The organism is Flavobacterium columnare (genome assembly GCF_014844295.1).
Lineage (GTDB): Bacteria > Bacteroidota > Bacteroidia > Flavobacteriales > Flavobacteriaceae > Flavobacterium > Flavobacterium columnare.
Genome location: NZ_CP054494.1, coordinates 2,135,664 through 2,148,861, shown reverse-complemented (window position 1 = coordinate 2,148,861; position 13,198 = coordinate 2,135,664). Strand labels below are relative to the sequence as shown.

7 protein-coding genes are annotated in these 13,198 nt (G+C 31.7%); 4 read left to right on the top strand and 3 right to left on the bottom strand.

The window, feature by feature from the left end; translation table 11 throughout:
- Position 1: 1 nt before the first annotated feature.
- The 3 genes from HUE53_RS09320 to map all read right to left on the bottom strand — a co-directional run bounded on the left by HUE53_RS09320 (position 2) and on the right by map (position 5,431).
- Entirely contained in the window at positions 2-2,884 is a 2,883-nt protein-coding gene (locus tag HUE53_RS09320) for a DEAD/DEAH box helicase (protein ID WP_014164730.1), read from the bottom strand.
- A 99-nt stretch (positions 2,885-2,983) separates the two neighbouring features.
- Positions 2,984-3,754, bottom strand: coding sequence for a class I SAM-dependent methyltransferase (locus tag HUE53_RS09315; protein ID WP_014164729.1), 771 nt, complete (start codon positions 3,752-3,754; stop codon positions 2,984-2,986).
- A gap of 852 nt (positions 3,755-4,606) precedes the next feature.
- Complete coding sequence (gene map, locus HUE53_RS09310; RefSeq protein ID WP_014164728.1) at positions 4,607-5,431, bottom strand: type I methionyl aminopeptidase; 825 nt, start codon at positions 5,429-5,431, stop codon at positions 4,607-4,609.
- A 122-nt stretch (positions 5,432-5,553) separates the two neighbouring features.
- Here map and HUE53_RS09305 point away from each other — a divergent pair, with 122 nt between their 5' ends.
- From HUE53_RS09305 to HUE53_RS09290, 4 genes are all read left to right on the top strand, one after another.
- Entirely contained in the window at positions 5,554-6,828 is a 1,275-nt protein-coding gene (locus HUE53_RS09305; protein WP_014164727.1) for an acetyl-CoA hydrolase/transferase family protein, read from the top strand.
- A 409-nt stretch (positions 6,829-7,237) separates the two neighbouring features.
- Positions 7,238-7,567: a DUF6660 family protein gene (locus HUE53_RS09300; RefSeq protein WP_225556131.1), complete on the top strand. Its 330-nt coding sequence runs from the start codon at positions 7,238-7,240 to the stop codon at positions 7,565-7,567.
- A 95-nt stretch (positions 7,568-7,662) separates the two neighbouring features.
- Positions 7,663-11,976: a CusA/CzcA family heavy metal efflux RND transporter gene (locus HUE53_RS09295; protein ID WP_014164726.1), complete on the top strand. Its 4,314-nt coding sequence runs from the start codon at positions 7,663-7,665 to the stop codon at positions 11,974-11,976.
- An 11-nt stretch (positions 11,977-11,987) separates the two neighbouring features.
- A complete protein-coding gene (locus HUE53_RS09290; RefSeq protein ID WP_014164725.1) occupies positions 11,988-13,193 on the top strand; it encodes an efflux RND transporter periplasmic adaptor subunit in 1,206 nt (401 codons plus the stop codon).
- Positions 13,194-13,198 lie beyond the last annotated feature (5 nt).

Genomic DNA, 13,198 nt, shown 5'->3' with positions numbered 1-13,198 from the left:
TTTATTGCAAGAAATATGCTAAATTTTCGGTTATTGATTCGGGGATAACACTTTCATCAATAATACTGTCAGATAATTCTTTTTTATTTTGTTGCAATTGTAATATTTTTTCTTCAATTGTATTTTGTGTGATAAAACGAACGACATTTACTTTGTTTTCTTGTCCGATTCTATGAGCTCTTGCTATGGCTTGTTTTTCTGCAAAAGGATTCCACCAAGGATCTAATAAAATGATATAAGAAGCTTTTGTTAAATTAAGTCCTACTCCTCCTGCTTTTAGGGAAATAAAGAAGAATACGATCTCTTCATCTGTTTGAAACTGTCTTACACTATTTTCTCTTTGTTCTACGGATGTAGTGCCTGTTAATGAACAAAAACGAATATTATTTTGAACACACCAATCTTCATAAATAGCTAAATGACTTACAAACGAGCTAAATATTAAGGTTTTATTCTTTGCTTTTGCCAAAGTATCTAAATATCCAGTTACATCATAAAACTTACCCGATGCCATTGTTAGAGTGGGATCAACTAACTTAGGATGATTGCTCCATTGGCGTAGTTTCATTAGCACATTTAATATATGTATCATAGAAGATGAATCTTCTAATTTAAGGAGGTAGTTACGAGCTTTGGATTTTTCTTCTTCGTATTGTTTTTCTTGTTCTTCATCCATTTGGCAGTATACTACTTGTTCTATTAAGTCGGGAAGATCTTTTAATACTTCTGTCTTGGTTCTTCTTAGGATATAAGGATTGATAATATTTTTTAGCTCACCTATTTTACTTTCATCTTTATATTTTTCAATTGGTTTTTTAAAATATTGATCAAAAAAAGGAAATTCACCTAATATAGATGGATTTATAAATTGCATTTGTGACCACAGATCTGCTAATGAATTTTCAATAGGTGTACCACTTAACGAAATTCTATGTTCTGCTTGTAAGGTGGTTAAGGCTTTGAATATTTTAGAATTTCGGTTTTTTATTTGTTGGCTTTCATCTACGATTAAATAATGAAAAGGGATTTTTTGTAGTGATACGCTGTCTCTACTTAGTATAGAGAAGCTGGTAAATATAAGATCGTAACGATTTAACTTTTTCCCCAATATCTTTCTATCTGTTCCTACGTATTTTATACATTTGAAATGGGGTGCAAATTTTTTAGCTTCATTGTACCAGTTGAATACTAATGAGGAGGGCACTACAACTAATGCTTTTAATGGTTCTGCTTCTTGTGTTTTTGAATCCGCAAATAGATCCATTTCAGAGGTTGCAACTGATGCTTCTGATCGTTCGTTTTCTTGTACTGCAATAAGTAAGGCTAATGTTTGTAAGGTTTTACCCAACCCCATATCATCTGCTAGACAAGCTCCTACTCCGTTTGTATAATGATTCAAAAGCCATTGTACCCCTTGAATTTGATACGGTCTTAAAGTGGCTTTTAACAAATTCGAAGGCTCATAAATTAAGGTTTGTTTTGAGGTGTTTTCTGTTTCTAAAATAACATCTTCTAAATTTAAATTCTGGAAATGACTTTTAGGCAAACTAATCCCTCCATCCGTTTGCTTTGTTCCAAATTGAGCTAGTGTGCCATAGCGTTTCATCCATTCACTAGGAATAATAAAGTACGTTCCATCTGGGAGTAAAAACCATTGATTTCCATTTTTAATATTAGATACAATATCTGAAAAAGGGAAATTATGAGTTCCACAGGAAATAGTCATCTTCAGATCAAACCAATCGGCTTGTTCAGTACTTTGTAAAGAAAGTGTTATTTTATTGGTTTGAATTTTTTTATGATCAATTAAAAATGGATCTAAAAGGAAGCCTAGTGCTTGTAAATTTTCTTTTTGTTTCAAGATAAATTCTATACTATCTAATTCGGCAGAGGAATTAGATAAATAAAAGTTTCCTTCTCTGTTTTTTTCAAATCCAAAGTCAATTAATTTTTTTTCTATTACTAACTCTTTTGAGAAATCTCTTTTATATTGAATTACTTTTACGGCATCATCTGCTTCAAATGCTATAGAAGAATCTTGTTTTTTATCCATATTCGATGAAAAAACATATCCTTTGTAATCAAAGAGAATCTGAATAAAAAACTGTTTATTTAAAAAATCATGATTTCCTTTTAAATCATAAGAGACTATTTCATCAAAAGTGTCAATTATAAAACCTTCGGTTTCTATTGTTACTTTTTTTATGATATCACTAATAAATTTTTTAAAATACTCCGTTTCCATTCGTTTAGGAATGTGTACCGATTGATTTTTCAGGAATGGTTTTAACTTTAATCCATCTATTTCTGGAATTAAAATTAGCTGTTTGTTAAAAACAATCCAGCAAGGAAATTGAGTTAAGATACTTATATCGTTTTGATAGGGATGTACTGTTTTTCCTTTATCAGTTAGAGTAAGTGTATACACGATTCCTTCTTCATTTTTAGTAAAATGTAATTGAGCAGGCATTGTTTTATTAGTAAAATGCACCTGATTAATATAAAACTCTTTTTTTGAATTTAAGTTTACACTAAAGGGGAGTTCTAAATCTTGAATAGCCTTTAAAATAGCTTCTGTTTTTCTATTTAAGTACTCTTGTAAAAGTTTTTTGATAGTCTTATCTTCTTTTAGTAAACTTAATGAAGTTATTTTTTTATTCTTTGTAAATTTTTTAAGAATATTTTCTGTTTTCAAATCAATTACTAGAAGCCATAATTTCTTTTCTTCTGAACTTAATTCTTTTGAAATGCTTTTTAAAGTTTCTTCATTGGCTGTTTTAAAAACATACAAAGGAAGTTGGTTTGTATTGATTAAATACAAAAAGGGAACCCAACGTTCTTCTGCTTCATTCCATGATAAATCGAGTGCTAACGAAAAAGACATTCTTTTTAAATTTATAATTGTTATTATTCTATAATTTAAAAAGGAGGAATCTCATCATTTTCAACAAGACTCCTCCTTTTAGATAATTTATTTTTCTTTTTATTTAAAACAAACAGGAATAATTTCTCCTTTTGCTAAACAATATTTTTGAACCAATGAGTCTTCTAATGTTTTGGTATAATCTATTTCTTTAACAGTAAAACCTATGCTTCTTAATTTATCAAAATAGTCTAGCCCATATACACGCACATGATCATATTGTCCGAATATTTTTGCACGTTCTTTTGGATCTGTTATTGTATCATCAGCAAAGGTAGTTTGTCGTGAATAATCCTGTGGAATCTGAAAAATCCCCATTCCTCCTGGTTTAAGTACACGATATAATTCTTGCATGGCTTTTGTGTCATCTGGAATATGTTCTAAAACATGATTACAAAAAATAATGTCATACGAATTATCTTTAAACGGAAGATTGCATATATCTGCTTTTACATCAGCTAATGGCGAAAACAAATCGGTAGTAACATATTCTATATTCGTTTGTTTTTTAAACCGTTTGTAGAACTCTTGTTCTGGAGCAAAATGCAATACTTTTTTTTTATTCTTAGCTATAAAAAAATCAGTTTCATTTTGAAGGTATAACCACAACAAACGGTGTCTTTCTAATGAAAGTGTACTAGGTGAAAGAACATTATTCCTTTGATTACCATAACCATAGGGAAGAAACATTCTGAAACTTTTTCCGTCTATAGGATCTGTAAATTGGTTTCCTTTTAATACAAATGCTAATATAGGGCGTACTATAAAACTAATTCTTATCAGAATTGGTCTTGGGATTACATTTAAAAAGAATTTAAATATTTTTTTCATTTTTTGTTTTATGCTAATTTAAAATCGTAGTACCGTTTTGTTTGAACTAAAAACATGTATGAATGTTATTTTGTTTTCATAAAAATTATTAGTTTGGATACTGTTTTCTAAATATATTTTTAGTATTTTTTGATTGTTTGAAAAATTTTAGAAACAACTTCCGTAATTTTTTTCCAATTATGAGTCAGATTGCAAACTCTTTCATCTTTAAATTCAATTAAAAAAACATTACCTTCTTAACCATCTAAAGCGTCAACTGTACTGTTATTAAGAGATCTAATTATCCCATTTATAACATTTTTTTATTCCACGAGATTTTTTACAGAACGAGTATGGTCTTGATGTTGTTTGTTCAAACTTAACTCTAAAATCGTTTTACTAAGAATAGTCTCATCTAATACCAATTTTATTTCTTTATTGAAGCTCGTTTTCTAGAACAGATATTTCAACAAAAATATTTTTTTATACCATCACTATCAAGTTCTAAATTAGCAAAAAAAATTAACAGATTCTATCCAACTTTTGTCTATTGATTTTGTTTGGAATACATCAATGAAGAACTATCGAATTTGTTAATTTCTTGAAAAAATCAATGATAATAATATGTTATCAATAATAAATTCCCTTCATCAAAAGAATTTTTACCTTGATTAAATCCTTTGATTATTGAGTACACAACTTTACTTACAGTACTTTTACTAGAATCATTTTGTCCAGCTATTAAGGTAATTCTGTCTATAGTTATATCCGCCTTTCTATTATAGCAATATTTTAGAATTTTAACTTCATTGTATTTTACTTAAAAACAATATTTATTTTTTAAATTTGATATAGAAAGATTTGAAGGAATCATCAAATCACTAATTTATTGGCTCTAAACTCATCCTCTTCATTAGTTTGTATACCTAATGCTTGATAAATGTATGCAAAGGTTGAAAGGAGTTCAGGTTTTCCATCAATTATGGCTACATCGTGTTCAAAATGGGCAGAAGGTTTACCATCAGCAGTCGTAATAGTCCAGCCATCTTTATGTTGTTTGATATTTTTAGTTCCCATATTAACCATAGGTTCTATAGCCACTACCATTCCTTCTTGCAATAGTTTACCTCGTCCTTTTTTACCATAATTAGGCATTTCGGGTGCTTCGTGCATTGTTTCCCCTATACCATGCCCTACCAGTTCACGAACCACACCGTAACCATGACTTTCACAATATTTTTGGATTGCATGACCAACATCTTCTGTTCTGTTTCCTGCTTTTAATTCACGAATACCAATATACAGTGATTCTTTTGTGGTTTTTAAAAGCATTTTAGTGGCTAGATCCACCTCTCCTACTTCAAAAGTATAGGCATGATCTCCATAAAACCCATTTTTTAAGGCTCCACAATCTACTGAAATAATATCGCCCTCTTCTAAAGGCTTATCCGTTGGAATTCCGTGAACTACCTGTGAATTCGGACTCATACAAAGTGAATTTGGAAAACCATACATTCCTAAGAATGCAGGTGTAGCACCGTGGTCACGAATAAAGGTTTCTGCTAATTTATCTAAATATAAGGTACTTACTCCAGGCTTGATTTCTGAAGCTAACATCCCTAACGTTTTTGACACAATTAAAGCACTTTCTCGCATTAATTCTATCTGCTCTCGTGTTTTTACTATTATTTTACTCATTTCTTCAAAGTAAGTGTGCAAAAATACAATAATAGTTTAATAAACGATCTAATTTTAGGCATGAGATTTATCATATTACGATCCTTACTAAATACTTAGATTTGGGGGTAAAATTTTAGGTTATGAGTAAATATGTATCCGCAGCGGAAGCTGTAAAAGTAGTTAAGTCTGGTCATCGAGTTTATGTACAAGCGGCGGCGGCTACACCCAGTGTGTTAACAAAGGCTTTATCAGAAAGAGCATCAGAACTAAAAAATGTAGAAATATGTCATTTGCATACAGAAGGAGAGGCACCGTATGCGGACCCTTCTCTATCGGCTAGTTTTCATGTTAATTCTTTCTTTATAGGCGCTAATGTACGTCATACGTTAAAGGAAGGCAATGGCTCTTATACGCCTGTTTTTTTGAGTGAATTACCTAATTTATTCCGAAAAAAGGTAGTTCTATTAGATGTTGTTTTTATTCACGTATCGCCACCAGACAAACATGGCTATTGTTCATTAGGTACTTCTGTGGAAGCTACTTTAGCAGCTATAGAAAATGCCAAAATTGTTGTTGCTCAAGTAAATCCTCAAATGCCAAGAACTTTTGGAGATGGAATCCTACACGAAACCGAAATAGATTATATGGTAGAGGTCAATCATCCTATATTTGGTCATAAGATAGCTCCTATTTCGGCTGAAGAAGAAAAAATAGGAAGTTATGTAGCTAGTCTGATAGAAAACAAAAGCACCTTACAAATGGGCATTGGTTCTATCCCTAATGCTGTATTATCTAAACTTACAAATCATAAAGATTTAGGATTACATACTGAAATGTTTAGTGACGGGGTAATTGACTTAATTGAAAAAGATATTATTAATTGTAATTACAAAGGGATATTACAAAGAAGGGTATTAGCTACTTTTTTAATAGGTTCTCAACGATTGTATGATTTTGTAAATGACAATCCTTTTATTGAAATGAAAGAATCTTCATTTGTAAATGACACGGCTAGAATACGAAAAAACAAAAGAATGGTAGCTATTAATTCAGCTATTGAGGTGGATTTAACGGGGCAAGTTTGTGCTGATTCTATAGGAATGAAAATGTATTCAGGAGTGGGTGGACAAATGGACTTTATTCGTGGAGCTTCACTTAGTGAAGAAGGAAAAGCAATTATTGCCTTACCTTCTATTACTAAGAAAGGGGAGAGTAGAATTGTTCCGTTCTTAAAACAAGGAGCTGGTGTAGTAACTACTCGTTCACATGTGCAATATATTATTACAGAAAATGGCATAGCGGACCTATACGGAAAAACGCTCAAACAGCGCGTAAATGAAATGGTAAAAATTGCACATCCTACCCATCAAGAACGCATTGAAAAAGAATACACAAACTATTTAAAAACTATATAATAATTAAAGAAAGAAGGTGTCCAAAAAATAGATAATCTGTTATCTAACGTTGTTCAGTCGTCTTACTCTAACCAACCCAAAGGAAACCTAGGCAAAACAAAATTACATACTTTTGATAATGAAATGCCTCTTTCCCTCAGAGTAACAAACTAAATCTTGATTCTTTACTTTTTAGGACACCCTCTTGATTCTTCACTTTGCTTATAATTATTAAAAATAAACATTTTACACCAACTACTCCCCAAAAATTTCAGGTAAAAGGAAGCTTTATTTGCTTAGAAACTTTTTTCAAAATACCACTATTCTCTGGGTTCATAATTTCAAATACTATAAGTCTCTTTTATCTTTACTCTTTCTAAACTAAGATTTATTCTTTGTTTCTAGCTTTTTTTTTTATTAATTTGTACTGATGAGATTGCTATATATCATATTATCCGTTTATTTCCTCATATTGTCAGGGTTGCCTTGTCTCGATATGATAGAAGATGAACGATCTATGGCTCAATCTATCACAACTAATCTACAGGATAAAAATCATTCGCATACTGATGATGATTTGTGTTCCCCTTTTTGTGTATGCAATTGTTGCGGTACTCAAATATTAGTCTACCAATCAATTATTTCCTACGATTTTGAAACCTTTTCTATTATAAATACTAAAAATAAAGAATCACTTTACAAGTCGGTTTTTTATACTAATTTCTACAACAGTATTTGGCAACCACCCAAAATAGTATAATAAGTTTTATAGTGTAGCGTAGTTAAGAACTACGCAAATACTTTTCTAATAGCAACTCTTTTGTTTGCTCATTATTAACTTATTATATATTTTCGATGTTAGATAAAATTATACAATTCAGTATAAAGAACAAGTTTCTTATACTGCTTTTTACCATTATATTATTAGCTTGGGGAAGCTATTCGGTAAAACAATTACCTCTTGATGCCCTACCAGATGTAACAAATAATCAGGTACAAATTATTACTACCGCCCCGACTCTTGCTAGTCAAGAAGTAGAACAATTAATCACATATCCTTTAGAACGATCTGTAAAAACGATCCCTAAAATTGTAGAATTACGCAGTATTTCACGATTTGGACTATCTGTTGTAACGGTTGTTTTTAAAGATGACGTTGATATTTATTGGGCTCGTGAACAGATTTTTCAACGCTTAAAAGAAGCACAAGAAAACATCCCTGATTATGCGGGTTCTCCTAGTTTAGCTCCTATTTCTACAGGACTTGGCGAAATTTATCAATATGATGTATATGCTAAAAAAGGGTATGAAAACAAATACGACGCCATACAATTACGAACGATTCAAGATTGGATCATTGTACCTCAACTACAAGGTATAGAAGGCGTTGCAGAAGTTAGCACTTGGGGAGGCAAATTAAAACAGTATGAAATAGCTGTTAATCCTAACACCCTTAATAGCTTAGGCGTTACTATTTCAGAAATTTTTCAAGCTCTTGAAAAAAACAATCAAAATACAGGAGGCGCTTATATTGAAAAAGATCAATACGCCTACTTCATTCGTGGTGTAGGAATGGCTACAGGCATTCAAGATCTACAAAACGTTGTAGTAAAAAATCGTAATGGCGCTCCTGTATTAATTCGTGATGTAGCTACAGTACGCGAAGGTATTGCGTTACGATACGGAGCTTCAACTAAAGATGGGAAAGGCGAAATTGTTAGCGGATTAGCCCTAATGCTTAAGGGCGAAAATTCAAGTGCCGTGGTTAATCGTGTGAAAGAAAAAATGGAACAAATTAACAAAACACTTCCAGAAGGTGTCGTAGCTGAAGCTTTTATTGACCGAGGAAAACTCGTAGACAATGCCGTTGGAACAATTACCAAAAATCTGATAGAAGGTGCTCTTATAGTTATTTTTGTATTAATTCTGTTCTTGGGTAATCTGCGTGCAGGACTCATTGTAGCTTCTGTAATCCCTCTATCAATGCTTTTTGCAGTAATTCTAATGAATTATTTTGGAATAAGTGGTAACCTAATGAGTTTAGGAGCTATAGATTTTGGAATTATTGTAGATGGAGCGGTAATTATTGTAGAAGCCACAATGCATCATTTACTTCTTACTAAACGAAAAAAACCTCTTACTCAATCCGAAATGGATGAAGAAGTTTATCAATCTGCTTCAAAAATTAGAAGTAGTGCTGCTTTTGGCGAAATGATTATCTTAATTGTGTATTTACCCATTCTTGCCTTAATAGGTACTGAGGGAAAAATGTTTAGACCCATGGCTATGACCGTTGGATTTGCTGTTATTGGAGCATTTACTTTATCCCTTACTTACGTACCTATGATGTCTGCTTTATTTTTATCAAAAAACACAGAACATAAAGAAAATTTTAGCGATCGAATGATGGCATGGCTAGAAAGCAAATACATTCCCATCCTTGAAAAAGCGTTAACTTTTAAAAAAATAATTTTAGGGATAGCTATCGGACTCTTTGCCTTTACCTTATTAACTTTTCAAAACATGGGAGGCGAATTTATACCTACCATTGAAGAAGGGGATTTAGCTATAAATGCTACTATTATGACCGGAAGTTCTTTATCTCAAATGGTGGAAACAACCACAAAATATGAACAACTATTAAAAGCCAAATTCCCTGAAATTAAAACCATTGTAACGAAAATAGGAAGTGGCGAAATTCCAACCGACCCAATGCCTATAGAAAGTGGGGATTTGATTATTGTTCTAAAAGATAAAAGCGAATGGGTAACCGCTGATAATTGGGAAGATTTAGCGAACATGATGAAGGAGGAAATGGAAGCTATTCCAGGCGCAAACATCGAAATATCTCAACCAATTCAAATGCGTTTTAATGAGTTAATGACCGGAAGTCGTAGCGATATTGCTATTAAAATTTTTGGCGATGACCTAGAAGTATTAGATGTAAAAGCAAAAGAGCTGATTTCTAAAATTAATACTATTGAAGGAATTGGCGACCTGAAAGCCGAAAAAGTAAGTGGTTTACCACAAATAACTATAAAATATGACTACAATAAAATAGCTTTATACGGTTTGAATATAACAGATATTAACAAAATCATCCGCGCCTCTTTTGCTGGTGAAAGTTCTGGCAAAATTTACGAAAACAGTAAGCGTTTTGATGTTGTTGTCAGACTAGACAAAAACTTCAGAACAGATATAACGGATGTTAATAACTTATTTATTCCATTAAACAGTGGACAACAAGTACCTCTCTCTCAAGTTGCATCAATAACCTACGAACAAGGTCCAGTACAAGTTTCTCGAGAAAACGGAAAAAGAAGAATTACCGTTGGCCTGAACGTAAGAGGTCGTGACATTAAGAGTGTCGTAGAGGAAATCCAACTAAAAGTAAATAAAAACTTTAAACTTCCTCCTGGTTACTTTATAACCTATGGCGGACAATTTGAAAATCTAGTAGAAGCAAACAAACGTTTGTCAGTAGCATTACCTATAGCTCTCGCATTAATTATGGTTTTATTATATTTTACATTTAACAGTATTAAGCAATCTTTGCTAATCTTTACAGCCATTCCTCTTTCTGCTATTGGAGGCGTTTTTGCTCTTTGGTTACGAGGAATGCCTTTTAGTATTTCTGCGGGCATTGGCTTTATAGCGTTATTTGGTATAGCCGTTTTAAACGGAATTGTACTTATTTCGTACTTTAATCAGCTTAAAACAGAAGGAATTAGCGATCCTGTTAAACGTGTGTTTTTAGGTACTAAAACAAGATTACGTCCTGTACTTATGACTGCCGCAGTAGCTTCATTAGGTTTTATGCCAATGGCTCTTTCTAGTAGTGGTGGAGCGGAGGTACAAAAACCTCTAGCAACTGTAGTTATTGGAGGCTTAATTTCAGCCACTTTATTAACCTTAATTGTTTTACCTATTCTTTATTTAGTATTTGAAAAGGGAATCAAACACAATAAAAACATAACTACCACTTTTATCCCTAGTATCTTATTTCTTTTTAGCACACTAAGTTTTGGACAAAACACACAAAACATCACGCTATCAGGAGCTATTGAATTAGCTAAAAAAAATAATACTGAATTAAAAATTGCCGATAAGGAAATTGAAAAACAAAAAATATTGAAAAAAGCCGCTTTTCAACCCGATCCTCTACAAGTTCAGTATCAAGGAGGGCAATTTAATGCTAAAGAATTTGACCATAATGTTACTATTCAACAATATTTCCCTATTGGAGGCATTACTAAAGCAAACAAACAATTACAAGATGAGTTGGCTAAATTAGCTGAAAAACGAAAAGCAATTACGGAATATGAATTAGAAAAAGCTGTAACACTTGCTTTTTATCAATATCTCTATGGCATTGCTACTCAAAAATTAAATACCGATCTAAATAATATTTATACTAATTTTTTAAAAAATGCAGAGCTCAGACACAAAACAGGCGAAACAGGCAGCATAGAAGTTATTAGCGCTCAAGCCAAAATGAAAGAAATTGAAACTCAAAAAAAACAGATCATTCATGATTTATCTATTTACTTAAAACAGTTACAATTTTTTTTACAAACAGAAGAAACAATCACCCCTGATGTTCTAACTCCTTTAGAATACAAATTAGTATCAAACGAAAGTAACAAGATAGAAAATCTAGTTACAGACTATTATAAGCAACAAATTCTAGTAAACCAAAAAGAAACGGCTGTATACAAAGCACTAACAATTCCTAAAATAGGAATTGGTTATTTTTTTCAAACTATTCAGTTACAATCTCCTTTTCAAGGTTTTACAGCAGGCCTACAAATTCCATTATTTGGAAATGTTAATATTTCAAAGGCAAAAGCTTCTGAAATAAATGCCGCACAATCAGAATTATCGTTAAATAAGAGCAAATTAATCATTCAGTTGCAAAACCAAGAACTAATAGAAACCTATGAAAAGCATAAAAAAAGCTTGCAATATTATCAAAAAGAAGGTTTACAATATGCAGAACAAATCATTATAGCTGCACAAAAAAGTTATGCAAATGGAGATTTAAGTTACTGGTCTTATATTAATTTTTTAAACCAAGCAATTGATATTAAAAGACAAGCTATAGAAGTAACAAACGCTTACAACCAAAGTGCTATTTCTCTACAATACCCATCAATTCCTAACAACTAATAGATATTAAAATGAACAATATAAAATCACGATTAAAATTTTTCTTACTTATCAATACTTTTATTTTAATTCTCCTTACTTCTTGTAAAGAAAACAAAACAGATGGATCTAATGAAGAAAAAAAATCAGAAAATGAAGTAGCTTTAACTCTAGTTCAATACAAAACCATTGGCATTGAAATAGGTAAGATAGAACATAAAAATCTAAATAGTGCTATAAAAGCAAGTGGTTATACAACTGTTCCTCCACAAAACAAAGCAGATGTTTCTACTTTAATCAATGGTGTCATAAAAGACATTTTTGTTCTAGAAGGTACTTATGTAACAAAAGGAAAAGTTCTAGCTACTATTCAAAACTTAGAAGTAACTAAAATTCAAGAAGATTACCAAACTGCTATAGCTAATATTGAATACTTACAATTAGAATACAATCGTCAGAAAACCTTAAGTGATGAAGATGTAAATCCTAAAAAAACTTTTCAAGAAGTAAAATCAAAATTAGCTGTCGAAAGAGCCAAAGCACAAGCTGCAAAAAACAAATTACAAGCTTTAAACATAAGTTTAAAAGGAAGCACTTCTCTAATTCCTATTCTGGCTCCCATTAGTGGTTATGTTGGAAAAATAAATATCACTAAGGGGTCTTTTGCTGACACAGGATTAGCCTTATTTGAAGTTGTTAACAACAGTGAAATGCATCTAGATCTTAATGTATACGAAAAAGATTTAGATAAAATTGCAATAGGTCAAGAAGTTGATTTCATCTTGACCAATCAATCCAACCGAATCATCAAAGGAAAAATATTTGGCATCAACAAATCATTTTCCAATGAAAGTAAAACCGTTGCTGTACATGCTAAAATCAACTCTAGTGACAGTAAAGAACTAATTACGGGAATGTATGTTAACGCCAATATAAACGTTACCAATCAAACCGTTCAAGCTTTACCTAAAGATGCAGTAGTTAGAAACGGTGAAAAATATTACATCTATCTCCAAGAAGATTCTCATCAAGAAAATCCAAAAGAAACACATCAAAATAAAGAAGAGGAAGAAAATGAAATTCACTTTAAAGCAATAGAGGTCGTTCCAGGTCCTACCGATTTAGGCTATACTGAAATAAAACTGATTGACCCCGTTCCTAGTACTGCTAAAGTTGTTACAAAAGGAGCTTTTTATTTATTATCACAATCTAAAGGTGGAGGAGAACACGAACATTAAAATTT

Bases quoted from the DNA above. Each gene is read 5' to 3' on its own strand.
- HUE53_RS09320 (WP_014164730.1), bottom strand. From the start codon at position 2,884: ATGTCTTTTTCGTTAGCACTCGATTTATCATGGAATGAAGCAGAAGAA.
- HUE53_RS09315 (WP_014164729.1), bottom strand. From the start codon at position 3,754: ATGAAAAAAATATTTAAATTCTTTTTAAATGTAATCCCAAGACCAATT.
- HUE53_RS09290 (WP_014164725.1), top strand. From the start codon at position 11,988: ATGAACAATATAAAATCACGATTAAAATTTTTCTTACTTATCAATACT.
- HUE53_RS09300 (WP_225556131.1), top strand. From the start codon at position 7,238: ATGAGATTGCTATATATCATATTATCCGTTTATTTCCTCATATTGTCA.
- HUE53_RS09305 (WP_014164727.1), top strand. From the start codon at position 5,554: ATGAGTAAATATGTATCCGCAGCGGAAGCTGTAAAAGTAGTTAAGTCT.
- map (WP_014164728.1), bottom strand. From the start codon at position 5,431: ATGAGTAAAATAATAGTAAAAACACGAGAGCAGATAGAATTAATGCGA.
- HUE53_RS09295 (WP_014164726.1), top strand. From the start codon at position 7,663: ATGTTAGATAAAATTATACAATTCAGTATAAAGAACAAGTTTCTTATA.